This window comes from Acidovorax bellezanensis, assembly GCF_025421555.1.
In the GTDB taxonomy this organism is placed as follows: Bacteria; Pseudomonadota; Gammaproteobacteria; order Burkholderiales; family Burkholderiaceae_C; genus Comamonas; species Comamonas bellezanensis.
Map to the genome: position 1 here is coordinate 903,758 of NZ_JAODYH010000003.1, position 26,213 is coordinate 929,970.

Sequence of the window (26,213 nt, forward strand, 5' to 3'; positions counted from 1 at the left end):
AAGCTGCTGTGAAAGGTTGCCGAGATCGTTCATTTCCACGCTGCATGTTCACGCCCAGGCCCGCCCCGCGCCAGTCGTCTCGATGCCTTCGCCGCGCCGGGAAAACGCCATGGCGCCCGTCGGCGATACGGCAATGGCTTGCCGGCTTTCTTTTCGCCAAGGGATGGGTTTCAGAATCGAGAATCCATCTCCGCCTAAACCCCAAGCCGCCCAGCGCCCTGCCTGGCTTATGGTCGCTGATGTACTCACCAATGCGGGAAAAGTAATGCTGTACCAAGCTGTGATGGCCCTGGGCCTCGGCGCCTTGTCTCTGTCTGCCCATGCCCAGTGGCCCAACCGCCCCATCACCATCGTGGTGCCCGCGGCCGCAGGCGGAACGACCGATATCGCAGCCCGCGTGCTGGCCGAGAAAATGGGCCAGGACCTGGGCACCAGCATCGTGGTGGAGAACAAGGCCGGTGGTGGTGGCGGCATAGGAACGGCCCAGGTGGCGCGGGCCAAGCCCGATGGCTACAACCTGCTGATGGGCAACATCGGTCCGGTGGCCATCAACTTCAGCCTCTACAAGAAGCTCAGCTACAAGGCCAGCGACCTGCGCGGCATCACCAATGTGATCTCCGTGCCCAACATCCTCGTGGTCCACGCCGACTCCCCGGTGCGCAACGTGCAGGACCTGGTCAAGCTGGCGCACAGCCGCCCCCTGAATGTGGCCACTTCGGGCGTGGGCCAGTCGCCGCACATGTCTTCGGAAATGTTCCGCCAGAAGGCCGGCATCGACGTCAATCTGGTGCCCTTTCCCGGCGCCGCCCCGGCCGTGACGGCCCTGCTGGGCCAGCAGGTCGATTACATGATCGACAACCTGCCCAGCTCCATGCCCCACATCAAGGGCGGCAAGTTCCGCGCCCTGGCCATCACCAGTGCCGAGCGTTCCGCGCAGCTGCCCGACGTGCCGACCATGACCGAGGCCGGCATTCCCATGCAGGTGACTGCCTGGTTCGGCCTGCTGGCGCCCGCGGGCACGCCCGACGCCGTGGTCCAGCAGCTGCAGCAGTCGGCCCACAAGGCCATGCAGACGCCCGAAGTCCGCGCCAAGTTCGCCGCCCTCGGCGGCGTGCCCGGCGGCGAGAGCCCCGCGCAATACGACCAGTTCATCGCCCAGGAGCGCCAGCGCTGGGCGGTGATCGTCAAGACCGCCGGACTGTCCCTGGAGTAAGGCCTGCCGCCCTCGGCCCGGCCCCCGTTTCCCCTTTTCATGAGCGATTGCCTTCCCATGTCCGACGCCCTGACCTCCTTGCTGCAACAAGCCTTCGGCTCCTTGCCCGACCTCATCGCCCTGCAGTCCCGCCTGCGCCCCCAGCACCCGGCCCTGATCCTGGAAGACGAGCAGCTCGACTACGCCGCCCTGCACCAGGGCATGGAGCGCGTGGCCAGCAGCCTGCACCAGCAAGGCCTGCGGCCCGGCGACGTGATGGCCGTCTGCGCCACCGCCTCCACCGCCTATGTGCTGGCCTATCTGGGCGCCCTTCGTGCCGGCGTGGTGATCGCGCCGCTGGCGCCTTCGGCGAGCGCCGAACACCTGAGCGCCATGCTGGCCAACTCCGGCGCCAAGCTGCTGCTGCGTGACCGGGCCACGGCCCTGGAATGGCCGCAGGCCGCCAGCGCCCGCCTCACCTGCCTGGCCCTGGACGATGCGCCCGAGGCCGGCCAGCCCTGGTCCCAGTGGCTGCAGGCCGGCACGCAGCCGGCACCGGCCATCGCGCCCCAGCCCGCCTGGCCTTTCAACCTGATCTACTCCTCGGGCACCACCGGCGTGCCCAAGGGCATCGTGCAGTCCTGGGCCATGCGCTGGGCGCATGTGCAGCGCGCGGTGCACAACAGCTACGGTCCGGACTGCGTGTCGCTGTGCGCCACCCCGCTGTACTCCAACACCACCCTGGTCGCGGCGCTGCCCACGCTGGCCCTGGGCGGCACGCTGGTGCTGATGCGCAAGTTCGATACGCTGCGCTATCTGCAACTCGCCCAGCAGCACCGCGCCACCCACACCATGCTGGTGCCGGTCCAGTACCAGCGGCTGATGGACCATGCGCAATTCGACAGCCACGACCTGTCCACGCTGCAGCACAAGTTCTGCACCAGCGCGCCGTTCAAGCCCGCGCTGAAAGCCGAAGTGCTGCGCCGCTGGCCGGGCCGGCTGATCGAGTACTACGGCCTGACCGAAGGCGGCGTGCGCTGCGAGCTGCACTGCCATCTGCATGCCGACAAGCTGCACACCGTGGGCAAGCCCGGCCCGGGCGCGCAGCTGCGCTTCATCGACGAACAAGGCCAGGAAGTGCCCGCCGAGCAGGGCGGCGAAATCGTCGGCCACTCGGCCGGCATGATGAGCGGCTATTACGGCCTGCCGGAGAAGACGCGCGAAGCCGAATGGTGGGACGCGCAGGGCCTGCGCTTCATCCGCAGCGGCGATGTCGGCCGCATCGATGCCGACGGCTTTCTGGTGCTGGGCGACCGCATGAAGGACATGATCATCACCGGCGGCTTCAATGTCTATCCTTCGGACATCGAGTCCGTGCTGCAGCAGCACCCCGGCGTGCGCGAATGCGCGGTCATCGGCGTGCCCAGCCGCGCCTGGGGTGAAACTCCGGTGGCCTACGTGGTGGCGCACGCGCAGCAGGACCTGGCGCCCGAGCAGCTGCAGGACTGGCTCAACGCCCGCATCGGCAAGACCCAGCGCCTGGCCGCCCTGCACCTGACCGATCAGCTGCCGCGCAGCGAAATCGGCAAGGTGCTCAAGCGCGAGCTGCGCCAGCAGTTTCTCAACAGCCACCCCAGCGGCACGCTGTAAACCGTTTCTCACCCCTTCTGGAGATCCACATGCCCCCTGTGATGAATCCCTTGCGCCGCGGCGCCCTGGCCGCTCTGGCCGTGGTCGGCGGCAGCTGGCTGCTCTCGCCCGCAATGGCACAGGACGGCGTCTGGCCGCAAAAGCCCATCCAGTTGGTGATCCCCTACCCGCCCGGCGGCAGCGCCGACCTGCTGGCGCGCCCGCTGGCCCTGCAGCTGCAGCAGCAGATGGGCCGGCCCGTGCTGCTGGAGTACAAGCCTGGCGCCGGCGGCACCATTGCCTCGCAGTACGTGGCCCGCTCCAAGCCCGATGGCTACACCGTGCTGATGGTGCTTGCCGCCCATGCCATCAACGACAGCCTCTACCCCAAGCTGCCCTACGACACGCGCAAGGACTTCACCCCGATTTCGCTGGTCGCCCATCTGCCCATGATCGTCGTGGGCAGCAACAAGCTCAAGGCGCGCAACATCGCCGAGCTGATCGCCGCCGCCAAGGCCAGCCCGGGCAGCCTGACCTTCGGCTCGGCCGGCAACGGCAACACCGGCCATCTGGCGGGTGAATATTTCGGCAACATGGCCGGCGTCAAGATGACCCATGTGCCCTACAAGGGCAGCGCCGGCGTGGTCAATGCCATGCTGGCCGGCGACATCGACCTGAGCTTCGACAGCATCTCCACGTCCATCCCCCATGTGCGCAGCGGCAAGATGCACGCCCTGGCCGTAACCAGCCCCCAGCGCTCGCCGCTGGACGCCAGCATCCCCACCGTCAAGGAGCAAGGCCTGCCGGCTTTCGAAGTCAACGGCTGGTATGCCATCCTGGGCCCGGCCGCCATGCCCGAGGCCGTGACCCGCAAGCTGAGCCAGGAGATCGCCACCTCGCTCAAGAACGCGCCGTTCAAGGCCCAGCTGGAAGCCAGCGGCTATGAACCCGTGGGTTCCACGCCCCAGGCCCTGGGCCGGCACATCGACGCCGAAATCCAGCGCTGGTCCAGCGTCGTGGCGGCCTCGGGCGCCAAGGTCGAGTAATCAGAGCGCCTGGCTGGGGCCGAAGAACTCGTAACGGGTCTGCGCCGCCGGCACGCCCAGCGTGCGCAGCAATTGCTGCACCGCCGCCATGAAGGGATGGGGCCCGCAGAAATAGGCGTCGACATCGCGCGACGCGGGCAGCCAGCGGCCCAGCTGCTCGGCGCCCAGGCGGCCCTGCACGCCCGCTGCAGCACCCGGCTCCTCATAGACGTAATGGCATTGCAGCTGCGGGTGCTTGAGCGCCAGCGCATCGATGCGCGCGCGAAAGCCCTGCACTTCGGGCGTGCGCGCGCAATGGATGAACACCACCGGGCGCGAGGTGCCCAGGGCCGAGGCCAGCATCGGCAAGGTGGGCGTGATGCCGACACCGCCGCTGATCAGCACCAGCGGCTTGTCGCTGTCGGCCAGCGTGAAATGGCCGGCCGGCGGGAAGATGTCGAGCACATCGCCTTCGCGCACCGCGTCATGCAGGTGGCGCGACACCACGCCGCCCGCTTCGCGCTTGACGCTGATGCGCAGTTCGCGGCCGTTGGCCAGGGCCGACAGCGAATAGTTGCGGCGCTGCTCCGTGCCGTCGATCACGGCGCGCAGGCCGATAAACTGGCCGGGCAAATGGGCCATCACCGCGCCGCCATCCACGGGCGCCAGGTAGAACGAGGTGATTTCCGCGCTTTCCACCTGCTTGCGGGCCACGCGAAACGCGCGTGCGCCGCGCCAGCCGCCTTCGGCGCTGGCATTGCGGTCATAGGCCTGGGCTTCGGCGCCGATCAGGATGTCGGCCAGTTGCTGGTAGGCCGCGGCCCAGGCAGCGATCACGGTCTCGGTGGCGATCTCGGCGCCCAGCACTTCACGCATGGCCTGCAGCAGGCAGGCGCCGACGATGGGGTAATGCTCGGGCTGCACCTGCAAGGCCACATGCTTGTTGATGATTTGCGCGGGCAGGTTGCCCAGATTTTCCAGCTTGTCGATGTGCTTGGCGTACATCAGCACGCTGAACGCCAGGGCCCGCGGCTGCGCACCGCTTTGCTGGTGGCTGCTGTTGAACAGCGCGCGCACTTCGGGGTGCTCGCCCAGCAGGCGCTGGTAGAAGTGGGTGATCAGCGCTTCGCCGCCGGCTTCGAGCAGGGGGACGGTGGATTGGACGATGGCGCGTTGCTCTGCAGTCAGCATGGGAACTCCTGGAATGGCAGGAAAAGGGCATGGCCCGACGGCGTTGTCCGGTGCAAGCCGCGTGCCAGCCAACACCCCCAATTGAATCAATGACTTGGCGTTGAACGCGTCAATACGACCCACGTAAAATGGCGTCAGTAAGACAACAGACCGAGTCAAAATGACACCCGCCCTGAGCCTGCTGAACAGCCTGGTGCCGTTGGTCGCCGACCTCGCCGACGACCTGCCCGAGCGCGAGCGCTACCGCCGCCTGCTCGAAGCGCTGCGCGCCCTGCTGCCCTGCGATGCCGTGGCCCTGCTGCGCCTGCAAGGCCAGACGCTGGAGCCCGTGGCCATAGACGGTCTGAGCAACGACACGCTGGGCCGGCGCTTTCGCGTCGCCGAGCACCCGCGCCTGGCCCAGCTGCTGGCCCATGGCCAGGCGCTGCGCTTCGCGCCCGACAGCCCCCTGCCCGATCCCTACGACGGCCTGGTCGAACACGCGGGCCCGCTGGAAGTGCACGACTGCATGGGCTGCGCGCTGGTGGTCGGCGGCAACACCTGGGGCCTGCTGACGCTGGATGCACTCCTTCCCGGCCAGTTTGCCGATGCCGGCCATCTGCAGGCCTTGCAAGCCTTCAGCAACCTCGCGGCCGCCACCGTGGCCGCCGCCGAGCGCATGCGCCAGCTGGCGCAAAGCGCCCAGGATGAGCAATTGCGTGCCGAAAGCTACCGCCAGGCCGCCCTGCCCGCGGATGCGCGCCGGCCGCTGCTGGGCCAGAGCCCGGCCTTCAGGCAACTGCAAAAAGACATAGCGCTGGTCGCGCCCAGCGAGCTCAACGTGCTGATCACCGGCGAAACCGGCGTCGGCAAGGAGCTCGTGGCCCAGGCCGTGCATGCCCAGTCACGGCGCGCGGGCCGGCCGCTGGTCAGCGTCAATTGCGCCGCCCTGCCCGACACGCTGGTGGAAAGCGAGTTGTTCGGCCATGTGCGCGGCGCGTTCACCGGCGCCGTGGGCGAGCGCCAGGGCCAGTTCGAGCGCGCCCATGGCGGCACGCTGTTTCTCGACGAAGTCGGCGAGCTGTCGCTGGCCGTGCAGGCCAAGCTGCTGCGCGTGCTGCAAAGCGGTCAGCTCCAGCGCCTGGGCTCGGACCGCGAACACCGGGTCGATGTGCGCGTGATCGCCGCCACCAATCGCCCGCTCGAAGAGGCCGTGCGCACGGGCCGCATGCGCGCCGATTTCTTTCACCGCCTGAGCGTCTACCCGCTGGTGGTGCCGCCGCTGCGCGAGCGCGGCAGCGACATCCTGCTGCTGTGCGGCTATTTTCTCGAAGAGAACCGTTCACGCCTGGGCGCCGCGGCCGAGCTGGGAACAGTGCGACTGGATGCAGCCGCGCAAGCGGCCCTGCTGTCCTGCGAATGGCCTGGCAATGTGCGCGAACTCGAGCACCTGATCAGCCGCGGCGTGCTCAAGGCCTTGAGCCGCCACAGCAAGCGCCAGCGCGTGCTCAGCGTGACCGTGAGCGACCTGTGGCCAGAAACCGGTGGCCCGGCACCCTCGGCCACGCAGACCGCGCCCAGCACCCTGCCAGCCATCGAGGTCGGCGAGGCGGGACTGCGTGCCGCCGTGGATGCTTACGAGCGCCAGGCCATTGAGCGCAGCCTGGCTGCGCACCAGGGCAGCTGGGCAGCGGCCGCGCGCGCCCTGCAGATGGACCGCGCCAACCTGCAACGCCTGGCCAAGCGCTTGGGTATGAAATAAAGCACCCCCTGAGCGGCTACCGCCGCTTCCCCCTCTCATCCTTCGGTGGAGGGGGACGACAGCCTCGCTGCGGGGCGGCCCTTGCTCGCTGTCACATTGCTGGGGCGCGCCAGTTTCAAGGGCTGCGTATAGCGCAAGCGCTATGAATAACTACAGCGGCTTACTTGCCCTGTACTGCCAGCAGTTCCACGTCGAAATTCAGCGTGGCATTGGGCGGAATCACGCCGCCTGCGCCGCGGCTGCCGTAGGCGATGGAAGGCGGGCAGGTCAGCTTGGCCTTGCCGCCGACTTTCATTTTCTGCAGGGCTTCGGTCCAGCAGGGAATCACGCCGTTGAGCGGAAAGTCTATGGGCTGGCCGCGCTGGATGGAGCTGTCGAACTCCTTGCCCGTATCGGGAAAGTAGCCACGGTAATGCACGCGCACGGTGTCCCGGGCCAGGGGGCTCGCGCCCGTGCCTTCCTTGAGGCTTTGGTAGACCAGGCCGGTGGGCGTGGTGACGGGTTCGGCGGCCTGGGCAGCCGTGGCGAACAGCGCGGCGGCAACCAGCGCGAAGGGGACAAGACGGGACATGGAATTCCTTTGAAATCTGTCAATTATCGACAGCGCTGACTCTACCCAAAACCCATGAAACTGGCGCGACCCAGGCCAGGGGCACCGAGCAAGGGCCGCCCCGCAGCGAGGGTGCCGTCCCCCTCGAGAGGGGGAAGACGCGAAGCGGCTCAGGGGGTCTTCAATTCATCCAGCGCAGCGCTCAAATGGCCCACGGTGCGGTCCACATGGTGCCACTTTTCCAGGCCGAACAAGCCGATGCGGAAGGTCTTGAAGTCCGGCCCTTCATCGCACATCAGCGGCACGCCGGAAGCGGTCTGCAGACCGACTTCGAGGAACTTCTTGCCGCTTTGTATGCCCGGGTCGGTGGTGTAGCTGACCACCACGCCCGGGGCCTTGAAGCCTTCGGCCGCCACGCTGGGAAAGCCGCGCGATTCCAGCAGCGCGCGCACTTTGCTGCCCAGCGCGATCTGCTCCTGCTTGACGGCGTCGAAGCCGTAGGCACGGGTCTCCAGCATCACGTCCCGCAGGCGCACCAGCGCATCCGTGGGCAGGGTCGCATGGTAGGCATGCTGGCCTTTTTCGTAGCCTTCGGCGATCTGCATCCACTTCTTCAGATCGCAGGCGAAGCTGGAGCTCTGGGTGGATTCGATGGCTTCGCGCGCCCGGGCGCTGAGCATGACCATGGCGCAGCAAGGCGAGCTGCTCCAGCCTTTTTGCGGGGCCGAGATCAGCACGTCCACGCCGGTCTTGCGCATATCGACCCACATCGCGCCCGAAGCCACGCAGTCCAGCACCAGCAGCGCGCCCACCGCATGGGCGGCGTCGGCAATGGTGCGCAGGTAGTCGTCGGGCAGCAGGATGCCGCTGGCGGTTTCCACATGCGGCGCGAACACCACCTTGGGCTTTTCGCGCAAGATGGTCTCGGCCACGTCCTGGGCCGCGCACGGCGCCCAGGGGTCCTGCGCGCCCTCGCCCTGCTTGCGGGCCTTGCAGACCACGGCGCCGCCGCCCAGACCAAAGCCGCCGGCCTCGAAAATCTGCGTCCAGCGGTAGCTGAACCAGCCATTTCGCACGATCAGCACTTTTTCGCCATTCGCGAACTGCCGCGCCACCGCTTCCATGCCGAAGGTGCCGCTGCCCGGCACCAGCACCGCGGTCTGGGCGCCATAGACGTCCTTGAGCGTGCCCAGAATGTCCTGCATCACGCCCACAAAGCGCTGGGACATGTGGTTGAGCGCGCGGTCGGTATAGACCACGGAGAACTCGAGCAAACCGTCGGGATCGATATCGGGCAAAAGTCCGGGCATGGATGTCTCCTGAAGTGGTTTTGAGGGCTTGCGAGCTGCTCTGCGTCAGCCCTGCAAACAGGTCGGCCTTGTCGCCCCAAAGAAACGAAAAGCGGGCAAGCAGCTTAGCATGTGGGCTCGGCCTCGCTGGTCGCTCAGATGCGGCGCTGTCGTACAGCCGCCCCCGCCCATCCTGCCAACAATGCATGGCAGCCTTGCGCAAACCCCGCCCACGGCCTTTGCGCGTTTTGTGACTCCCGCCCGTCGCCCGACCTGGGTCCGGCGAGCGCGCCACCGGATACACCATGCCCACTTCTCCCCCGCAGCGCAACGCTGCCCCACGCCCCACCGCGCTACGCGCCCTGCCCTGGATGCTGGCAGCCACGGCCCTGCTGGCCGGCTGCCAACACCTTGCCGTGCCCCTGGTCTACACCACGCCCGCACTGAGCGCCGAGCCGCGCCAGATCCAGGCCGGGCAAAGCGCCCGGCTGTCCTGGGATGCGCCCCTGGGCAGCAGCTTGCGCATGAGCGGCGTCACCGCCACGCCGCCGGGCGCCGTGCTCGTGCGCCCGGCCCAGACCACCACCTATACGCTCACCGGCCCGGCCCCCAGCGGCGCGGACATCAGCGCCAGCGTCACCGTCGAAGTGGAGCCTGCCGACGCGCCACTGGCCCGGCTGCGCATAGGCGACCAGCCTGCCGGCGGCAGCATTGCGCCGGGCTTTCTGGGCCTGGCGTATGACGCTGCACAGCTGCAGCGGCTGATGGGCACGGTCGACGCCAGCCACCACCAGCTGCTACGCAATCTGCAGAACTACGGCGGCGGTCCGCTGGCCATCCGCCTCGACAGCAAGGCGCCCCCCCAGGCACGCAAGCTGTTCACCGATCTGCCCGCGGGCAGCGTGAAGCTGGAGACCGCGCAAGGCGCGGGCGACTGCCCCGCTGAGCGCGTCTATGCGCCCAAGGCCGGCCTGCGCTGCACGCTGGGCCAGGGCACAGAGACCGCGCTGGCCACCGCCGACAGACTGCTGGACTACGCCCAATGGGGCCTGGCCGGCGTGAACCTGCCCGGCGGCATCTGGAACACCGCCAACACGCCACCGTCCGTGGAGCCGCGCTACTACGGCATGCTGTTTTTCGCGCAGTTCGCGGGGGCGCAAGGCCAGTGGCTGCCGACGCAGCTCGAAAGCACCACGCGCATCAAGACCTGGGCCGTACGCGACGCGCGCAGCCAGACGGTGCGCGTGGCGGTGATCAACCCGGACGCAGACACTGCGGGCACGGTCGCCTTGCAGTTGCCCCAAGGCCTGCGCCAGGCCGTGGTCACGCGCCTGACCACGGCCGACCCGCTGCGCCTGGCCGGCCAGACCTTCGACGGCAGCCGCGACGGCCGGCCCGTGGGCACGGCCTACGGCGAAATCCTCGACGCCGACAGCGAGGGCCAGTTGCTGCTGGCCATGAGCGCCAACAGCGCGGCGCTGCTGACGCTCACGCCGTCCGCGCCCTGATCACCAGGTATCGACAAAGCGTCCGCGCGCCGGCGCCACGCGCGCACCCGCCAGGCCGCGCACCAGCCAGGAACGCGTGTCGGCGGGGTCGATGACGGCGTCGATTTCCAGCGTGCTGGCCATGTGCATGGCTTCACCGTGGGCGTATTGCTGGGCCAGCAGCTGCTGGAACAGCGCATCGCGCTCGGCGCCCGCGGCCAGGGCCTCGAGTTCCTTGCGATAGCCCAGCCGCACCGCGCCTTCCAGGCCCATGGCGCCGAACTCGCCCGTGGGCCAGGCGACGTTGAACAGCGGCGCGTGAAAACTCCCCGCCGTCATGCCCATGGCGCCCAGGCCGTAGCCCTTGCGCAGCACCACGCTGAAGAAAGGCACGCACAGGTTGGCGGCGGCGACGAACAGCCGGCTCACATGGCGCACCTGGGCCGTCTGCTCGACTTCCGGGCCGACCATGAACCCCGGGGTATCGACCAGGCTCACCAGTGCAATCCCGTGGGCGTTGCACAGCTGCATGAAGCGCGCGGCCTTGTCGGCGGCATCGGCATCGATGGCCCCGCCCAGGTGCATGGGGTTGTTGGCCAGCAGCCCCACGGGGCGGCCTTCGATGCGTGCCAGCGCGGTATGGATGCCCGCGCCAAAGCCCGTGCGCAGCATCAGCAGGCTGCCTTCGTCGACCAGGCCGGCCATCGCCGCGCGCGTGTCGTAGACCCGCAGGCGGTTTTCCGGCACTACCTCGCGCAGCGCCCGGCTGTCGGGCGCGCTCCACTGCTCCAGCCGGCCCTGAAAGAACGACAGATAGTGGCGCGCCGCCGCGACGGCTTGGGCTTCATCTTCGACCAGGATGTCGATCACGCCGTTCGCATGCTGCACGCTGCTGGGGCCGATCTGCTCGGGCCGGAACTGGCCCAGGCCGCCGCCTTCGATCATGGCCGGTCCACCCATGCCGATATTGCTGGCCTGCGTGGCAATGATCACGTCGCTGCAGCCCAGCAGCGCCGCGTTGCCCGCAAAGCAGCGCCCGGCCGTGATGCCCACCACCGGCACCTGGCCCGACAGCGCCGCATAGGCCGCGAACGTGTGCACATGCAGGCCGGCCACCACCGGCATGTCGGTGTCGCCGGGCCGCCCGCCGCCGCCTTCGGCGAACAGCACCACGGGCAGCTTCTGCGCCAGCGCCAGGCTGAGCATGCGGTCGGTCTTGGCATGGTTGCGCGCGCCCTGCGTGCCGGCCAGCACCGTGGCGTCATAGGCCATGACCACGGCACGCGAACGCTCGGCGCCGAACAGCCCGGCATTGATGCTGCCCAGGCCCGTGACCATGCCGTCGGCCGGCGTGTTGGCCATCAGGTCGTCCATGCTGCGTCGGCGCGTCTGCGCTGCGATCGCCAGCGCGCCGTATTCCAGAAAACTGCCTTCATCGCAGAGATCGGCGATGTTCTCGCGCGCCGAGCGCCCGCCCTGCGCATGCCGCTTGTCCATGGCCTGGGGCCGGGCCGCGTCCAGGGTCAGCGCCTGGCGGTCCCGCAGCCGCTGCAGATCGGGGCGTATGGCATCGGGATCGCTCATGGCGCCGACCACCGCCTGCAGCTCCGCAGCCGCGTCCAGAGGCTCGAGCACCAGCAGGCACTGGCCGTCACCCAGGTAGTCGCCGATCACCGCCGACAAGGCCATCACCCGGCCCGCATGGGGCGCCTGCAGCACATGCTCCATCTTCATGGCTTCCAGCACCGCCAGCTCGGCCCCTTGCGCCACTTCGTCGCCCACGGCCACGCTGAACTGCACCAGCCGCGAAGGCATGGGCGCACGCACCTCACCCACGCCCGCCGGCGTCGGCAGGTCCGCGGCAGGCAGGCCCGCGGGCCGGGCAGCAGTCCTCTCATCGGCCTGGGCCAGCAGTTGCGGCAGCACTTCTTCCAGCCAGCGCGTGTGCACCGCCTGGCTGGCCATTTCCGGCCGCGCGGCCAGCGCCGCCAGCAAATCCAGGTTGCTGGCCACGCCTTCGATATGGCATTCGGCCAGGGCCCGTTGCGAGCGGCGCAGCACATCGGCCCAGGTGCCGCTGCGGCGGCTGACGATCAGCTTGGCCAGCAGCGTGTCGTAATGCGGTGAAGGCTGGCCGCCGGCCACGCCATGGGTATCGACGCGCACGCCGGGCCCCGCAGGCAGCTCGAAGCGCGTGAGCCGGCCATGGCCTGGGCGGGCTTCGCCCGCAGCCGTCAGCGTCTCCGCATTGATGCGCCACTGCACGGCATGGCCCAGCACGGCCGGCGGCGCGGCGGGATCGAGCCCCAGCGCGGCCAGGCTTTGGCCCGCGGCCAGCAGGATCTGGGTCTGGACCAGGTCCACGCCCGTGACCTCTTCGGTCACCGTGTGCTCGACCTGCAGCCGCGGATTGGTTTCTATGAACACGAACGGCAGATCACTGGACGCCATGTCGACCAGAAACTCGAAGGTGCCCAGGCCTTGGTACGCGACTTCGGCGGCCATGCGCAGCGCCGCCTGCGTGAGCTGCGCGCGCAGCGCCGGCGAAAGCGATGGGCTGGGCGCGATCTCCACCAGCTTCTGGAAGCGCCGCTGCAGCGTGCATTCGCGCTCGCCCAGGCTCATCACCTGCCGGCCGTCGCCCAGCAATTGCAGCTCGATGTGGCGCGCCTTGGGCATCAGCCGCTCGACATACACCCCGTCGACACCGAAGGCGGCCAGCGCTTCGCTGCGGCAGCGCGCATAGGCCGCGGGCAGCTCCTCGGCGCTGCGCACGGCGCGCATGCCGCGGCCTCCGCCGCCGCCCAGGGCCTTGATCATCACGCCGGCCCCGCCCTGGGCCGCGAAGAACGCCTGCGCCTGCTCCAGCGTCACCGCGCCCTGGCTGCCCGGCATCAAGGGCACGCCGCAGCGCTGGGCCAGCGCGCGCGCCCGGGCCTTGTCGCCAAACAGCGCCAGCTGCGCGGGCGTGGGGCCGATGAAACGCAAGCCGGCGTCGGCGCAGGCCTGGGCGAAGTCGGCGCGCTCGCTCAGAAAACCGTAGCCCGGGTGGATGGCGTCGCATCCCAGCTCGCGCGCAATGGCCAGCAGCCGCGCGCCGTCGAGGTAGGCGGCCGGCCCCGCGGCCTGCAGGGCCTGGGCCTGGTCGGCGGCGCGCACATGGGGCGCGTCGGCATCGTCGTCGGCATAAACGCCGACGCTGGCAATGCCCAGGTCGCGCAGGGCGCGCACGATGCGCAGCGCAATTTCACCGCGGTTGGCGATCAATACTTTGTGGAACATGGAAGCATCCGTTCAGGCAAGGTCCTTGAGCAGGCGGCGCAGCACCTTGCCGGCGCCCGTGGCCGGCAGGGCATCGATGACCCGCACTTCGCGCGGCGCCTTGTAGACCGCCATGTTGTCGCGCGACCATTGCACCAACGCCGTGGCATCGATGGACTGGCCCGGCTTGGCGACGACAAAGGCCCGCACCACTTCGCCTTTTTCCGCATCGGGCACGCCGATCACCGCCGCCTGGGCGATGGCCGGGTGGCGGATCAGAATCGTTTCGACCTCTTCCGGGAACACGCTGTAGCCCGAGACCTTGATCATTTCCTTGAAGCGCCCCATGAAGGTCAGATAACCGTCGGCGTCCATGCAGCCCATGTCGCCGGTGTAGACCCAGCCGTCGCGCAGCGTCTGCGCCGTGGCCTCGGGCTTGTTCCAGTAACCGAGGAAATTACCCGGGCCGCGGATGATGATTTCCCCGACTTCGCCGGCCGGCAGGGCCTGGCCCGTGAGGCTGTCGATGATGCGGATTTCATTGCCCGGTACGGGCTTGCCATGCGTGCCCCAGCGGATCGCATCCACGGGCATGGTGCTGTCCACGGTATGCGTTTCGCTCAGGCCATAGGCGGCTTCGCAGGCAATGCAGTTGGGCGCCACCGTGCGCCACTGCGTGGCCAGGGCTTCGGTGAACGTGATGCCGAAGCTGGTGACGGCATTGCGCGTAAGCGACGACAAGTCCATGTCGCGCACGCCGGGCAGCTGCATCAGCGCCACGTTCATGGGCGCGATGCTGTACCACCAGCTCACGCGGTAGCGCTCCATGGCCTGGGCCGTGGCCAGGGCGTCGAAGCGAAACAGCAGCACCGCCGACGCCCCCGTGAACACCGGCAGATTGACCCCCATCACCATGCCGGCGATGTGGTAGAGCGGCGCGATGGCCAGCAGCACGGCGTCGCGCTCCACGCCATTGGTCTGGGCCGACGCCGCGGTCTTGAACCAGGCATTGCGATAGCTGAGCATCGCGCCCTTGGGCAGGCCGGTGGTGCCCGAGGTATAGGTCATCAACGCCACGTCGTCCATGGCGATGTCCACCGGCTGGGCGATCGCTCCCGAACGCGCCACCTGCAGAAAATCCTCGCAGCCCGCGGGCGTGACGCGGGGCTCGGCCTGCAGCTGCGCCAGCTCGGCCGGCAGGGCCAGCGTCGGGCTCGCTGGCAGCATTTCGGCGTAGTGCACGACGAAGACATGGGCCAGCGCCGTGGTCGCGCGCACCTTGTCGACCACTGGCAGCAGCGAAGCCGCGCTGACGATCACCCGGGCCTGCAAATCGTTGAGCTGGTAGGCCAGCTCATGCTCCTTGTTCAGCGGCCCGCAGGGGCAGACGACGGCGCCGATTTTCTGGATGCCGTAGTGCGCCATCACGTACTGCGGGCAGTTGTTCATGAACAGCGCCACGGGCTCGCCCTTGCGCACGCCCAGGGCCTGCAGGCGCGCCGCGAACGCTTCGCTGCCGGCATCGATCTCGGCCCAGGTCACGGCCTGTCCGTACCACTGGTAGGCCGTTGCATCGGGGTGGTTGCGCGCGTTTGCGCGCAGGCATTCATGCAGCGGCTGCTGCTGGGCGTGATCGGCCATGGCGTTGTCTCCTTGGTGTCTTGTTTCACCCGTTCTCGGCGGCGCATCAGGGTTTGCCACAGGACGCGATACCGGCAGGTGTCCTTTCAATATATACCGCTGGGTATGACAAAGCCAATCCAGTTTTCACCCATGCGACACCCAATGCCCACCCCTCTCCCCACTGCCCCATCGGACGACGCTGTGCGCGACATTCCACGCGATCCGCTGCTGCCCGCCGGCGGGCGCCAGCGCCGCCCCACGGCCGACTCCGATGCCAAGCGCGAGCGCATCCTGCAGGCCGCGCAGGCGCTGTTCCACGCCCAGGGCTACGCCCAAACCACCATGGCGCAAATCGTCGGCGCGCTGGGCGTGACCAAGCCTTTCGTCTACTACTACTTTCGCAACAAGCAGGAAATTTTCGAGGCCCTGTCCTGGCGCCCCACGGTGGCCTGTTTCACGGTGCTCGACTTCGCCGCCAGCGATCCGCGTCCCGCGCACGAGAAAGTGCAGGACGGCCTGCAGCGGCTGATCCGCGCGACCATCGCCCACTATCCCGCGGCCTTTTTCCCCTACCGCGAGCCGCAGTGCTACCGGCCCGAGTACCTGGAGCAATCGCGCTGGCTGGCGAATCATTTCTACCAGCAGCTGTGCGCCCTGCTCGAGGAAGGCCGCGCCAGCGGACATTTCGACTTTCACGAAACCCGCATCACGGCCCAGGCCGCCTGCAGCCTGCCCGGCTTTCTCTACCAGTGGTACCGCCCCGACGGCCGCCTGGATGCCGAAGCCATGGAGCAGGAGCTCACGCGGCTGGCCATGCGGGTGATAGGCCTGCGCGTGGACGCCCCCGGCCACTGACTTCGCCCCCTGATTCTTCCTCCTCGAGACTTCTGCCCATGCCCACCTTGCTCCCCCTTTCGCTGCGCCCCCTGGCCGCGGCCGCCCTGCTTTGCGCAGGCGGCGCACAGGCCCAGGAAACGTTCAAGATCGCCTACATCGATCCCCTGTCCGGGCCCTTCGCCAACGTGGGCGAACTCATGCTCAACCACATCCAGTTTGCCGTGGAGGACATCAACGCCAAGGGCGGAGTCAACAAAGTCCCGCTGCAGCTGCTGCAGTTCGACAGCAAGCTCTCGGCGCAGGAAAGCCAGAGCGCCTTGCAGGCGGCCATAGACCAGGGCGCGCGCGCCATCATCACCGGCGGCTCGGGCTCGTCGGTGGTCACGGCCCTGGTGCAATCGGCCGCGCGCCACAACCAGCGCAATCCAGGCAAGGAAGTGATGGTGCTCAACCACTCGTCCATAGACCCCGAGCTCACCGGCAAGGCCTGCAATTTCTGGCACTTCATGTTCGACGCCAACACCGCCATGCGCATGAAGGCCATCAGCGACTACATCAAGACCGAGCCGTCCATCCAGAAGGTCTACCTGCTCAACCAGGACTACGCCCATGGCAAGCAATGGGCCGCCTACGGCCGCAGCATGGTCGGCGCGGCCCGGCCCGACATCCAGTTCGTCGGCGAGACGCTGCACCCCATAGGCAAGGTGAAAGACTTCGCGCCCTATGTCTCCAAGGTCAAGGCCTCGGGCGCCGACACCATCATCAGCGGCAACTGGGGCCAGGACATGGCCTTGCTGCTCAAGGCCGCGGGCGACGCCGGCCTCGACTACCGCTATTTCAACCACAGCGCGGGCGGCGTTCCCGGCACCGTGCTGGCCGTGTCCCAGGCCGGCAAGGGCCAGCTGACCTGGGTGGCCGAATGGCATCCGGGCCAGGCCAATCGCCCGGCCGCCGACGCCCAGGCCAAGGCCTACAAGGCCAAGATGGGCAAGGACTTTCTCTCGCCACGCATCGACATCACGGTGCGCTTCCTGGCCGCGGCCATACAGAAGTCGCAGTCCACCGATCCGCTCAAGGTGGCCACGGCCATGGAAAACATGGTGCTGGACACCAGCATCGGCAAAGTGCGCATGCGCGGTCAGGACCACCAGTTGCTGCTGCCTCAGGTGGTCAACACCATTGCCCCCGTTGACGGCAAGCGCGTGACCGCGGGCTGGGAAGGTACGCAATGGGGCTTTCGCACCGACGCCGTGATTCCCGCCGAACAGCTGACGCTGGACAGCGCCTGCCAGATGAAGCGCCCCGAGCGCCTGTAACTTCAGCGCTGCCCGCGCACGCCGAAAATGCCGCGCCCGACGCGCACCAGCGTGCTGCCGGCATGCACGGCCGCATCGATGTCGGCGGTCATGCCCAGCGACAAGGTATCGAACGCGGCCAAGCCCGGCGCGCCGCTGGCGGCAATCGCGTCGAACAGCTGCTTGACCCGACGGTGCACGGCATATTGCCCGGCGAAGTCCGGCGCCTCCTCGGGAATCGCCATCAGGCCGCGCAATTGCAGATTCGGCAGCTGCGCCACGGCCTGGGCCAGCGCCAGGGCCTCTTCGAGCGGCACACCGGACTTGTTCACACCGCCGTCGGGGTTGACCTGCAGGCAGACCTGCAAAGGCGGCAGGCTCGCAGGCCGCTGCTCCGACAGGCGCTGCGCGATCTTGAGCCGGTCCACGCTGTGCACCCAGTCGAAATGCTCGGCCACCAGCCGCGTCTTGTTGCTCTGGATAGGACCTATGCAGTGCCAGCGCAGGCCTGGCTGTCCCGCCGGCCAGTCCATCTCACGCAGGATGGCCATTTTCTCCACGGCTTCCTGGATGTAGTTTTCGCCGAAGTCCTGCTGGCCGGCGAGCGCGGCTTCGCGCACCGCTTCCGGGCCAAAAGTCTTGGAGACAGCCAGCAGTGCGACACTGTCCGGCGCACGGTCGGCCGCCGCGCTGGCCTGGGCCAAGCGCGTGCGGATCTGTTGGAGGTTGTTACCAATCATTGTCATAATCACCGACAAGCGTACCAAACGACAAAGGGCCCCTGTGGACATTACCCAATTGCTGGCGTTCAGCGTCAAGAACAAAGCTTCCGACCTGCACCTGTCCGCGGGCCTGCCGCCCATGATTCGCGTCCACGGCGACGTGCGGCGAATCAATGTCGACGCACTCGACAACAAGACCGTGCACGCCATGATTTACGACATCATGAGCGACGTGCAGCGCAAGGTCTACGACGAGATGCTGGAGATCGATTTCTCGTTCGAAATCGAAGGCCTGGCACGCTTTCGCGTCAACGCGTTCAACCAGCAGCGCGGCGCGGCGGCGGTGTTCCGCACCATTCCCAGCAAGATCCTGACGCTGGAGCAGCTCAACGCGCCCAAGATCTTCGGCGAGCTGGCCCTCAAGCCGCGCGGCCTGGTGCTGGTGACCGGGCCTACCGGCTCGGGCAAGTCGACCACGCTGGCAGCCATGGTCAACTACCTCAACGAGACCGAATACGGCCACATTCTCACCGTGGAAGACCCGATCGAGTTCGTCCACGAATCCAAGAAATGCCTGATCAACCAGCGTGAAGTCGGGCCGATGACGCACTCGTTCGCCGCGGCACTGCGGTCCGCGCTGCGTGAAGATCCAGACGCCATCCTGGTCGGTGAAATGCGTGACCTCGAAACCATACGCCTGGCCATGACGGCCGCGGAAACCGGCCACCTGGTGTTCGGCACGCTGCACACTTCCAGCGCCGCGAAAACCATTGACCGGATCATCGACGTCTTCCCCGCCGAGGAAAAGGAAATGGTCCGCGCCATGCTGTCGGAATCGCTGCAGGCCGTGATCTCGCAAACCCTGTGCAAGACCAAGGACGGCTCGGGTCGCGTGGCCGCCCACGAAATCATGTTGGGCACCAGCGCCATCCGCAACCTGATCCGCGAAGCCAAGGTGGCCCAGATGTACTCCACCATCCAGACCAGCCAGAACGTCGGCATGCAGACGCTGGACCAGAATCTCACCGACCTGGTGCGCCGCAACATCATCAGCGCTGCCGAAGCGCGCGGCAAGGCCAAGATTCCGGACAACTTCCCTGGCTGACCTGCCGCCATGAAGTCCTGCCCGCTCCCGCACCGCACAAGCCACCACGGCCAAGCCGGGAGCGCGCCATGATGGGCATTTTCCAGCGGCTGCGCCAGGCGCCCGACAGCGCGGATGCCCTGCGCCAGGACGCACCCGAATCCGCGTTCTTCAGCACGGCCTGGCACCTGGGCAGCGAGGCGCCGCTGGTGCCCTGGGAAGCCCGGGCTGTCGAGCTGGGCGCGCGCCATCTGCCGCCGCACGCAGCCCTGCGCAGGCTGCAAGCCCTGTGGGCCCATGACCGCCACCTGGCGACCCTCACGCCCCAGGCGCTGCGGCGCATGGGCCGCTACCTGGGCTTTGCGGCCGTCAAGGCGCAACGCGATGTCATCCGCCAGGACGAATACGGCAACTTCATGGTGGTGGTGCTCAGCGGCGAACTGGTCGTCAACCGCAGCCAGCCCTGGGGCGAATCCCTGCGCCTGGCGCACGCCGGCCCGGGCGATCTGCTGGGCGAAATGTCGCTGCTCGACAGCGGCCAGCGCTTTTCCAGCTGCACCACCGTGGTGGACAGTGAACTCGCCGTCCTCAGCGCCGAAGCTCTGGACGACATGCTGCAAAACGACCCGGCATTGGCCGCCCAGCTGATCGCCGTGCTGGCGCGCAAGCTCTCCATGCGCTTGCGCGCCGTGAGCTCCCGCCTGGGCCACCACCCCTCATAACTATTGCGCGCAGCTCCCAGGGACTGCGTCACAGGAGAATTCCATGGAAAGAGACCAGGCCAGTAAATTCATCACCGATCTGCTCCAGCTGATGGTCAGCCGCAACGGCAGCGATCTGTTCATCACCGCCGAGTTTCCGCCCGCCATCAAGGTCGACGGCAAGATCACCAAGGTCTCGCCCCAGCCGCTGACGCCGGTGCATACGCTGACGCTGGCCCGCTCCATCATGAGCGACAAGCAGGTCGCCGATTTCGAGCGCAGCAAGGAATGCAACTTCGCCATCGCGCCCGCCGGCATAGGACGCTTTCGGGTCAATGCCTTTGTCCAGCAAGGGCGCATCGGCATGGTGATGCGCACCATTCCCATGACCGTGCCGACCATCGATTCGCTGGGCGTGCCGCAGGTGCTCAAGGACGTGGCCATGAGCAAGCGCGGGCTGTGCATTCTGGTGGGTGCGACCGGCTCCGGCAAGACCACCACGCTCGCCGCCATGGTCGACTGGCGCAACGAAAACTCTTTCGGCCACATCATCACCGTGGAAGACCCGATCGAATTCGTGCACACGCACAAGAATTGCGTCATCACCCAGCGCGAAGTGGGCCTGGATACCGACAGCTGGGACGCAGCGCTCAAGAACACGCTGCGCCAGGCGCCGGACGTGATCCTGATGGGCGAAATCCGCGACCGCACGACCATGGAGCATGCGATCGCGTTCTCCGAAACCGGCCACCTGTGCCTGGCCACGCTGCACGCCAATAACGCCAACCAGGCGCTGGACCGCATCGTGAACTTCTTCCCCGAGGAGCGCCGCCAGCAGTTGCTGATGGACTTGTCGCTGAACCTGCGGGCCATGGTCTCGCAGCGCCTGATCGGCAAGCAGGACTCCAAGGGCCGGGTCGCGGCCATGGAAGTGATGCTCAACACGCCGCTGATTTCGGACCTGATCTTCAAGGGCGAAGTCGCCGAGATCAAGGAAGTCATGAAAAAGGGCCGCAACCTGGGCATGCAGACTTTCGACCAGGCGCTGTTCGACCTGTTCGAGGCCCAGCAAATCACCTACGAAGACGCGCTGCGCAATGCCGACTCGGTCAACGACCTGCGTCTGCAGATCAAGCTCAACAGCCAGCGCGCCAAGAACCTCGACCTGTCTTCGGGGACCGAGCATTTCGCGATTGTTTAAATTGAAAGCACCCCCTGAGCCGCTTGCGCGGCTTCCCCCTCTCAACCTTCGGTGGAGGGGGACGGCAGCCTCGGTGCGGGGCGGCCCTTCCTCGCTGCCCCATGCTGGACTGCGCCAGTAGCAAAGGCTGTTGGCGGCGCCAAGCGCTGTTGCTCGCTGCCGCGAGTTGTTTCTTGTCTGAATCCTGTCAAAGATTGATTTTTATGTCCAGTCTCCCCACCCCCAGCAATACCCCTGTTGCACCGCGTTCCGTGGCCTTTCTGGGCCTGGGCGTCATGGGCTACCCCATGGCCGGCCACCTGGCACGCGCCGGCCACCGCGTGACGGTCTACAACCGCAGCCCCGCCAAGGCCGCCCAGTGGTGCGCGGAATTCGCCGACACTGCGGCCCCACGCCAGGCGGCCACCCCGCGCGAAGCCGCCGAAGGCGCCGAGCTGGTGTTCTGCTGCGTCGGCAATGACGACGATCTGCGCTCGGTCGTGCTCGGTGCTCAAGGCGCTTTTGCCGGCATGGCGCCCGGCGCGATCTTCGTGGACCACACCACGGCATCGGCCGAAGTCGCGCGCGAGCTCTACGCCGCCGCCCAGGCCCTGGGCCTGCAGTTTGTCGACGCGCCCGTCTCGGGCGGCCAGGCGGGCGCCCAGAACGGCCAGCTCACGGTGATGTGCGGCGGCGACGCAGCCGCATTCGCCAGCGTGCAGCCCGTGGCCATGGCCTTCTCCAAGGCCTGCACGCTGCTGGGAGCAAGCGGCGCCGGCCAGCTCGCCAAGATGGTCAACCAGATCTGCCTGGCCGGCCTGCTGCAAGGCCTGTCCGAAGCCATTGCCTTTGGCGGCAAGGCCGGCCTGGACATGGAGCAGGTGCTGCAAGTGATCGGCAAGGGCGCGGCCCAGAGCTGGCAGATGGACCAGCGCGGCAAGACCATGGTCGCCGACCAGTTCGATTTCGGCTTTGCCGTCGACTGGATGCGCAAGGACCTGGGCCTGGTGCTCGACGAAGCCCGTCGCAACGGCGCCCGCCTGCCGGTGACCGCCCTGGTCGACCAGTTCTACGCCGATGTACAAGCGATGGGCGGCAACCGCTGGGATACGTCCAGCTTGATCAAGCGCTTGAAATGACCCCCACGCTTGCTCGGCTAGCGCCGTAGCCGCTGCCCCCCCGAGAGGGGGCCATCGCCCGCCTTGGAGGGGCCGCCGAGGGGCGGCCCGGCGGCGGCGAACGTGCCCTTTTTCTGGCGCTCCGCTACGTTGACCGGTGCCTTCCGCTCGCCGACGCGGGCAAAAAAAAGCCGGCAATGCCGGCTTTTTTTCAGAAGCTTACGCCATCAAGGCGATGGCGACGGCGACGCGTCGGTGGTCACCGGCGCCGGCTTGGGCTGGTAGCGTGCCAGTTCGTCTTCCGAAACCACTTCGAACACGCGAACCACCTTGGTCACGTCATTGACGCCACGCGCGATCTCGGCTGCGCGCTTGGCTTCGCGCGGCGTGACGATGCCCATCAGGTAGACCACCTTGTTCTCGGTCACCACCTTGAAGGCCGATGCCTGCAAATCCTTGGCATCCAGCAGGCTGGCGCGGACCTTGCCCGTGATGAAAGTATCGGCCGAGCGCTGGCTCAGCGTGGCGGTGAACGGGGCCACCGATGTTTCATTGACCACCGAGCGCACATTGTCCACAGCCTCGATCAGGCGGGTCAGCTTGTCCTTGTCCTGCGCATTGCCCACCTCGCCGGTCAGCAGCACCTGGCGGTTGTAGCTGGTCACGCTGATGCGCGCCTTGTCATTGAAAGTCTCGCGGATGCGCGCATTGGCCTTGAGCTCAATGCTTTCATCCTCGACCTGGGTGCCTGCCGTACGCCGGTCCACGGCCATCAGGCTGCCCGCGACCATGCCTCCACCCACCACCAGGGGGACGCAGGCCGACAAGGCACCGCCGAGCGCCACACAGGCCAGGACGGAACACATGGCACGACTGATCTTGCTCTTCATAAAGGCATCTCCTGTTCACCTAACAACTGGGCATCCACGCCATCGCACAGGCAGTGCAACACCAGGGCATGCACTTCGCGCACCCGCGCCGCGCGCTCATGGGGCACACAGACCAGCACGTCGGTCTCGCGCATGCGCGCCGCCAGCGTGCCACCGGTGCGGCCGCTCAGGACCACCACCATCATGTCGCGCTCGTGGGCGGCTTCCACCGCCTCCAGCGCACAGGGGTCGTTGCCTGTCACCGACAGCACCAGCAGCAGATCGCCGGCCTGGCCCAGCGCACGCACCTGGCGGGCCAGATAGTGCACGGCATTGCCGCCGCCGCCGGATGCCGGCAAGCTGCCCAGCAAGCCGCCTTGCGGGCTCAGCGCCAGGGCTGCCAGCTCGGGACGGTCGCGTTCAAACCCCGTCACGCACAGAGATGCGAACATCTGCGCGTCGGTGACGGAAGGGCCTGAGCCACAGGCCAGAACTTTGCCTCCACTGGTCACGCAGGCCAGCATGGCCTGCACAGCGGAAGCGATGGGAAGACTCAGCGCCTGCGCGGCCTGATACTTCAGGTCGGCGCTGTCGATGAAATGCTGTTGGATACGTTGCTCTAGCATGGAGGCCCGATGATACCTGCGTGGGTATCATCCCTTTTGTAGCAAACCGTTTTCATTGCGCCTCGAACGCCGCCCTCAGCCACTGCACGCCTCCCGGACGTCCGGGCTCGATCAGCACCACGTCAAAGCGGCAAGGCGGTGGCGCCGGCCAGCGCTGCAGGTAGCATTGGGCCGCATGGACGATGCGCGCCTGCTTGACGCCATCGATGCTCCCACCGGCACCGCCATAGTCGCGCCGGCTGCGGCTGCGCACTTCGACAAACACCAGTGTCCCTTCGGCATCGCGCATGATGAGGTCAATCTCACCGCCGCCGCGCCCGGGCGTTCGATAATTGCGCTCTACCAGACGCAGGCCCGCGGCCTGCAGACAATGCAACGCCCGGTCTTCACCGGCCTGGCCCAGCTGCCGCGTGGTGGCCGGCGCCACACCGGCTGCTGCAGGCTTTTTTGCAAGGAAACCCATTGAGTGCCTCTTTCGCTTCTGCGCTGACCGCTGCCCACGAGGCAGCCTCGGCGCAACATTATCCGCAAGGCGCCCTGTATGTGGTCGCCACCCCCATCGGCAACCTTGCCGACATCAGCCTGCGCGCCCTGCATGTGCTGCAGACCATGGACAGCATTGCCTGCGAAGACACGCGCCACACCCAGGGTCTGCTGCGCTCCTACGGACTGGACAGGCCCAACAGCCAGCTGCTGGCCGTGCACCAGCACAATGAAGCCGAAGCCGCCCAGCAGGTGATTGCCCGCCTGCAGCAAGGCCAGCGCGTGGCCTATGTGAGCGACGCCGGCACGCCCGGCGTCAGCGACCCCGGCGCCCGGCTGGCCGCGGCCGTGCAGGCCGCGGGCCTGCGCACCATTCCCCTGCCGGGTGCCAGCAGCATCACGGCCGCGCTGAGCGTGGCCGGCGCGGTGGCCCCATCGCAGGCCAGCAGCGGTTTTCTGTTCGCCGGTTTCCTGGCCAGCAAACAGGGCGAGCGCGCCACGCAAATCCAGCAGTTGGGTCTGGAAGCGCGCTGCTGCGTGCTGCTCGAAGCCCCGCACCGCATTGGCGAGCTGGCCCAGGCGCTGGCCGTGCTCGGCCCACGGCCCGTCACACTGGCGCGCGAAATCACCAAGCAGTTCGAGGAAATCGTCACCCAGCCCGCGGACCAGTTGACGGCCTGGCTGGCGGGGTCGCCCCAGCGCTCACGCGGTGAATTCGTGGTGGTGCTGCACCCCGTGGCCTTGCAGGATGACAGCGGCGAAGGCCTGCGCGTGCTGCGCCTGCTGCTGGCCGAGCTGCCGACCAAGCTGGCCGTGCGGCTGGCCGCGGACATCAGCGGCGCGCCGCGCAACGAACTCTATGAAGCAGCGCTGAAAATCAAGCGTGAAAGCGCCGCCGAAGGCGACGACGACAGCGACGCGTAATCGCTGCCGCGGGCCTGGCCGAGCGCCAGGCCTTGGCTTCAGCCCTGGGTATAGGCCAGGCCCGAAGCCACGCCGCCGAACAGGTCGCCTTCGACTTGCGGCGTATCCGGAAAAGCCACGCGCAGCGCGCTGCGCAAAGGCCGCAGCGCCGAAGAGCCGCCCGTGAGGTAAATCGCATCGACGGCATCGGCCTGCAAGCCCGCCCGGCGCAGGCATTCCGCTGCGCAGGCCACGACCCGTGCCAGTGCCGGCTGCAAATGCGCGGTGAGCGCTTCGGGCGTCACCTCGGCCTGCAACTGCGCTTCCATCCAACCCAGGTCCAGGGTCTGCGCCGCGCCGGTCTGCGACACCGCGATCTTGCCCTGCTCCATGGTGTTCGCCAGGCGGTGGCCCAGGCGCTCTTCCAGCACCGTCATCAGCCGCTCGTGCAGCCGCGTGTCCTGGTAGTTGCTGCGCAGGCCCTGGGCTTCGCGCACGGCCTTGGCCGTGTAAAGCCACTGGATCAGATGCCAGGTCGACAGGTCGAAAAACACCTTGTTAGGCACTTCCCGCCCCGTCTTGCCGATGTGGCGAAAACCCAGCAAGGGCTGGAGCAGCTCCAGGTTCAAGCGATGGTCGAAGTCGGTGCCGCCGATGTGCACGCCCGACGTGGCCAGCACGTCGACGCTGCGGTCCGCGCGCGCAATGCGCTCAGGCCCCAGGCGCACGACGGTAAAGTCGGACGTACCACCGCCGATGTCGACCACCAACACCACCGATTCGCGGTCCAGGCGCTGCTCATAGTCGAGCGCCGCAGCAATCGGTTCGAGCTGGAACTGCACCTGCGCAAAGCCCGCGCGGTGCGCGGCCTCGCGCAGCGCGCTTTCGGCCAGCGCATCGCGCTCGGCGTCGTCATCGACGAAATGCACGGGCCGGCCCAGCACCACGCGCTCGGGCACCTGACCCAGCACCTGCTGGGCGCGTGCCGCCAGGTGGCGCAAAAACAGGGCGATGATGTCCTGGTAGCTCACCAGATGGCCGTGCACGGCCGTCTTGTCCTGCAGCAGCGCACTGCCCAGCAGGCTTTTGAGCGAACGCATCAACCGCCCTTCCTCGCCCTCGAGGTACTGCGTCATGGCATCGCGCCCGTAATGGGTGCTGTGCTCTTCGGAGTGGAAGAACAAGGCCGTAGGCATGGCCGTCTGCTCCCCTTCGAGCGGGATGGGACGGACGGCCGCTGAGCCGATGCGCAGCGCCATGGCCGAGTTGGAAGTGCCGAAATCGATACCGAGGGTGCTGGGAAACGAAGAAGTCATCAATCAGAGGGGCGCCTGGGGGTGTGCGCGCAGAGAAGGTGAACCGGCGGTGGCCAGCGAGAAGGCGGACCGCAAAAACAAAAACGCCCAC

General features: G+C 67.5%; 22 protein-coding genes. 12 read left to right on the forward strand and 10 right to left on the reverse strand.

Annotated elements, in window-relative coordinates; all coding sequences use genetic code 11:
- Positions 1 to 265 precede the first annotated feature (265 nt).
- Genes N0K08_RS07725 through N0K08_RS07735 form a run of 3 tightly spaced genes read left to right on the forward strand, consistent with a single transcriptional unit; the run spans position 266 to position 3,867 of the window.
- Positions 266 to 1,213, forward strand: a complete 948-nt coding sequence (locus tag N0K08_RS07725; protein WP_408642913.1) for a Bug family tripartite tricarboxylate transporter substrate binding protein — start codon at positions 266 to 268, stop codon at positions 1,211 to 1,213.
- A gap of 57 nt (positions 1,214 to 1,270) precedes the next feature.
- Entirely contained in the window at positions 1,271 to 2,842 is a 1,572-nt protein-coding gene (locus tag N0K08_RS07730; RefSeq protein WP_261499549.1) for a class I adenylate-forming enzyme family protein, read from the forward strand.
- Positions 2,843 to 2,871: 29 nt separating this feature from the next.
- Complete coding sequence (locus tag N0K08_RS07735; RefSeq protein ID WP_261499550.1) at positions 2,872 to 3,867, forward strand: Bug family tripartite tricarboxylate transporter substrate binding protein; 996 nt, start codon at positions 2,872 to 2,874, stop codon at positions 3,865 to 3,867.
- Here N0K08_RS07735 and hmpA read toward each other — a convergent pair whose 3' ends face one another.
- A complete protein-coding gene (hmpA, locus tag N0K08_RS07740; protein ID WP_261499551.1) occupies positions 3,868 to 5,037 on the reverse strand; it encodes an NO-inducible flavohemoprotein in 1,170 nt (389 codons plus the stop codon). It lies immediately after the preceding gene.
- 160 nt (positions 5,038 to 5,197) lie between these two features.
- Between hmpA and norR the strand changes: the two genes are divergently transcribed.
- Positions 5,198 to 6,778, forward strand: coding sequence for a nitric oxide reductase transcriptional regulator NorR (gene norR / locus N0K08_RS07745; protein ID WP_261499552.1), 1,581 nt, complete (start codon positions 5,198 to 5,200; stop codon positions 6,776 to 6,778).
- Positions 6,779 to 6,938: 160 nt separating this feature from the next.
- Here the strand turns inward: norR and N0K08_RS07750 are convergent, their stop codons facing one another.
- Both N0K08_RS07750 and N0K08_RS07755 read right to left on the reverse strand, forming a co-directional pair.
- Positions 6,939 to 7,349 (reverse strand): FKBP-type peptidyl-prolyl cis-trans isomerase, encoded by a 411-nt coding sequence (locus N0K08_RS07750; RefSeq protein ID WP_261499553.1) that lies wholly within the window; start codon positions 7,347 to 7,349, stop codon positions 6,939 to 6,941.
- Between the two features lie 149 nt (positions 7,350 to 7,498).
- Positions 7,499 to 8,638 (reverse strand): aminotransferase class V-fold PLP-dependent enzyme, encoded by a 1,140-nt coding sequence (locus N0K08_RS07755; RefSeq protein WP_261499554.1) that lies wholly within the window; start codon positions 8,636 to 8,638, stop codon positions 7,499 to 7,501.
- A gap of 284 nt (positions 8,639 to 8,922) precedes the next feature.
- Between N0K08_RS07755 and N0K08_RS07760 the strand changes: the two genes are divergently transcribed.
- On the forward strand, positions 8,923 to 10,125 hold the full coding sequence (locus N0K08_RS07760) for a glycosyl hydrolase family 79 C-terminal domain-containing protein (RefSeq protein WP_261499555.1): 1,203 nt from the start codon (positions 8,923 to 8,925) through the stop codon (positions 10,123 to 10,125).
- Here N0K08_RS07760 and N0K08_RS07765 read toward each other — a convergent pair whose 3' ends face one another.
- Both N0K08_RS07765 and N0K08_RS07770 read right to left on the reverse strand, forming a co-directional pair.
- A complete protein-coding gene (locus N0K08_RS07765; RefSeq protein WP_261499557.1) occupies positions 10,126 to 13,386 on the reverse strand; it encodes a carboxyl transferase domain-containing protein in 3,261 nt (1,086 codons plus the stop codon).
- A 12-nt stretch (positions 13,387 to 13,398) separates the two neighbouring features.
- Positions 13,399 to 15,006 carry an AMP-binding protein gene (locus tag N0K08_RS07770; RefSeq protein WP_261499558.1) on the reverse strand — a complete coding sequence of 536 codons (1,608 nt, stop codon included), beginning with the start codon at positions 15,004 to 15,006 and terminating at the stop codon, positions 13,399 to 13,401.
- 144 nt (positions 15,007 to 15,150) lie between these two features.
- Between N0K08_RS07770 and N0K08_RS07775 the strand changes: the two genes are divergently transcribed.
- Both N0K08_RS07775 and N0K08_RS07780 read left to right on the forward strand, forming a co-directional pair.
- On the forward strand, positions 15,151 to 15,843 hold the full coding sequence (locus N0K08_RS07775; RefSeq protein WP_408642914.1) for a TetR/AcrR family transcriptional regulator: 693 nt from the start codon (positions 15,151 to 15,153) through the stop codon (positions 15,841 to 15,843).
- Positions 15,844 to 15,881: 38 nt separating this feature from the next.
- Positions 15,882 to 17,141 (forward strand): branched-chain amino acid ABC transporter substrate-binding protein, encoded by a 1,260-nt coding sequence (locus tag N0K08_RS07780; protein WP_261499559.1) that lies wholly within the window; start codon positions 15,882 to 15,884, stop codon positions 17,139 to 17,141.
- A 2-nt stretch (positions 17,142 to 17,143) separates the two neighbouring features.
- Here the strand turns inward: N0K08_RS07780 and N0K08_RS07785 are convergent, their stop codons facing one another.
- Positions 17,144 to 17,866, reverse strand: a complete 723-nt coding sequence (locus tag N0K08_RS07785) for a YggS family pyridoxal phosphate-dependent enzyme (protein WP_261499560.1) — start codon at positions 17,864 to 17,866, stop codon at positions 17,144 to 17,146.
- A 37-nt stretch (positions 17,867 to 17,903) separates the two neighbouring features.
- Between N0K08_RS07785 and N0K08_RS07790 the strand changes: the two genes are divergently transcribed.
- From N0K08_RS07790 to N0K08_RS07805, 4 genes are all read left to right on the forward strand, one after another.
- Positions 17,904 to 18,947, forward strand: coding sequence for a type IV pilus twitching motility protein PilT (locus N0K08_RS07790; RefSeq protein ID WP_261499561.1), 1,044 nt, complete (start codon positions 17,904 to 17,906; stop codon positions 18,945 to 18,947).
- Between the two features lie 68 nt (positions 18,948 to 19,015).
- Positions 19,016 to 19,648: a cyclic nucleotide-binding domain-containing protein gene (locus N0K08_RS07795; RefSeq protein WP_261499562.1), complete on the forward strand. Its 633-nt coding sequence runs from the start codon at positions 19,016 to 19,018 to the stop codon at positions 19,646 to 19,648.
- Positions 19,649 to 19,691: 43 nt separating this feature from the next.
- A complete protein-coding gene (locus tag N0K08_RS07800) occupies positions 19,692 to 20,828 on the forward strand; it encodes a PilT/PilU family type 4a pilus ATPase (RefSeq protein ID WP_261499564.1) in 1,137 nt (378 codons plus the stop codon).
- A gap of 203 nt (positions 20,829 to 21,031) precedes the next feature.
- Positions 21,032 to 21,946: an NAD(P)-dependent oxidoreductase gene (locus N0K08_RS07805; RefSeq protein WP_261499566.1), complete on the forward strand. Its 915-nt coding sequence runs from the start codon at positions 21,032 to 21,034 to the stop codon at positions 21,944 to 21,946.
- 206 nt (positions 21,947 to 22,152) lie between these two features.
- On the opposite strand, the gene N0K08_RS07810 is transcribed toward N0K08_RS07805, so the two are convergent.
- The 3 genes from N0K08_RS07810 to N0K08_RS07820 are packed head-to-tail and all read right to left on the reverse strand — an operon-like array spanning position 22,153 to position 23,883.
- The gene (locus tag N0K08_RS07810; protein WP_261499567.1) at positions 22,153 to 22,815 is read right to left on the reverse strand and encodes a BON domain-containing protein; all 663 of its coding nucleotides are present in this window, start codon (positions 22,813 to 22,815) and stop codon (positions 22,153 to 22,155) included.
- Positions 22,812 to 23,420 carry an SIS domain-containing protein gene (locus tag N0K08_RS07815; protein ID WP_261499569.1) on the reverse strand — a complete coding sequence of 203 codons (609 nt, stop codon included), beginning with the start codon at positions 23,418 to 23,420 and terminating at the stop codon, positions 22,812 to 22,814. Before N0K08_RS07815 ends, N0K08_RS07810 begins: the two co-directional genes overlap by 4 nt.
- Before the next feature lie 52 nt (positions 23,421 to 23,472).
- Positions 23,473 to 23,883, reverse strand: coding sequence for a YraN family protein (locus N0K08_RS07820; protein ID WP_261499570.1), 411 nt, complete (start codon positions 23,881 to 23,883; stop codon positions 23,473 to 23,475).
- Between N0K08_RS07820 and rsmI the strand changes: the two genes are divergently transcribed.
- A complete protein-coding gene (rsmI, locus tag N0K08_RS07825) occupies positions 23,883 to 24,827 on the forward strand; it encodes a 16S rRNA (cytidine(1402)-2'-O)-methyltransferase (RefSeq protein ID WP_261499571.1) in 945 nt (314 codons plus the stop codon). The two genes, N0K08_RS07820 and rsmI, sit on opposite strands and share 1 nt — an antisense overlap.
- Positions 24,828 to 24,865: 38 nt before the next feature.
- Here the strand turns inward: rsmI and N0K08_RS07830 are convergent, their stop codons facing one another.
- Positions 24,866 to 26,122: an Hsp70 family protein gene (locus N0K08_RS07830; protein WP_261499573.1), complete on the reverse strand. Its 1,257-nt coding sequence runs from the start codon at positions 26,120 to 26,122 to the stop codon at positions 24,866 to 24,868.
- Positions 26,123 to 26,213 lie beyond the last annotated feature (91 nt).

Bases quoted from the DNA above. Each gene is read 5' to 3' on its own strand.
- N0K08_RS07770 (WP_261499558.1), bottom strand. From the start codon at position 15,006: ATGGCCGATCACGCCCAGCAGCAGCCGCTGCATGAATGCCTGCGCGCA.
- N0K08_RS07815 (WP_261499569.1), bottom strand. From the start codon at position 23,420: ATGCTAGAGCAACGTATCCAACAGCATTTCATCGACAGCGCCGACCTG.
- N0K08_RS07810 (WP_261499567.1), bottom strand. From the start codon at position 22,815: ATGAAGAGCAAGATCAGTCGTGCCATGTGTTCCGTCCTGGCCTGTGTG.
- N0K08_RS07765 (WP_261499557.1), bottom strand. From the start codon at position 13,386: ATGTTCCACAAAGTATTGATCGCCAACCGCGGTGAAATTGCGCTGCGC.
- N0K08_RS07780 (WP_261499559.1), top strand. From the start codon at position 15,882: ATGCCCACCTTGCTCCCCCTTTCGCTGCGCCCCCTGGCCGCGGCCGCC.
- N0K08_RS07820 (WP_261499570.1), bottom strand. From the start codon at position 23,883: ATGGGTTTCCTTGCAAAAAAGCCTGCAGCAGCCGGTGTGGCGCCGGCC.
- N0K08_RS07725 (WP_408642913.1), top strand. From the start codon at position 266: ATGCTGTACCAAGCTGTGATGGCCCTGGGCCTCGGCGCCTTGTCTCTG.
- N0K08_RS07730 (WP_261499549.1), top strand. From the start codon at position 1,271: ATGTCCGACGCCCTGACCTCCTTGCTGCAACAAGCCTTCGGCTCCTTG.
- N0K08_RS07795 (WP_261499562.1), top strand. From the start codon at position 19,016: ATGATGGGCATTTTCCAGCGGCTGCGCCAGGCGCCCGACAGCGCGGAT.
- N0K08_RS07750 (WP_261499553.1), bottom strand. From the start codon at position 7,349: ATGTCCCGTCTTGTCCCCTTCGCGCTGGTTGCCGCCGCGCTGTTCGCC.
- hmpA (WP_261499551.1), bottom strand. From the start codon at position 5,037: ATGCTGACTGCAGAGCAACGCGCCATCGTCCAATCCACCGTCCCCCTG.
- N0K08_RS07830 (WP_261499573.1), bottom strand. From the start codon at position 26,122: ATGACTTCTTCGTTTCCCAGCACCCTCGGTATCGATTTCGGCACTTCC.
- N0K08_RS07755 (WP_261499554.1), bottom strand. From the start codon at position 8,638: ATGCCCGGACTTTTGCCCGATATCGATCCCGACGGTTTGCTCGAGTTC.
- N0K08_RS07805 (WP_261499566.1), top strand. From the start codon at position 21,032: ATGTCCAGTCTCCCCACCCCCAGCAATACCCCTGTTGCACCGCGTTCC.
- N0K08_RS07735 (WP_261499550.1), top strand. From the start codon at position 2,872: ATGCCCCCTGTGATGAATCCCTTGCGCCGCGGCGCCCTGGCCGCTCTG.
- norR (WP_261499552.1), top strand. From the start codon at position 5,198: ATGACACCCGCCCTGAGCCTGCTGAACAGCCTGGTGCCGTTGGTCGCC.
- N0K08_RS07775 (WP_408642914.1), top strand. From the start codon at position 15,151: ATGCCCACCCCTCTCCCCACTGCCCCATCGGACGACGCTGTGCGCGAC.
- N0K08_RS07760 (WP_261499555.1), top strand. From the start codon at position 8,923: ATGCCCACTTCTCCCCCGCAGCGCAACGCTGCCCCACGCCCCACCGCG.
- N0K08_RS07800 (WP_261499564.1), top strand. From the start codon at position 19,692: ATGGAAAGAGACCAGGCCAGTAAATTCATCACCGATCTGCTCCAGCTG.
- N0K08_RS07785 (WP_261499560.1), bottom strand. From the start codon at position 17,866: ATGACAATGATTGGTAACAACCTCCAACAGATCCGCACGCGCTTGGCC.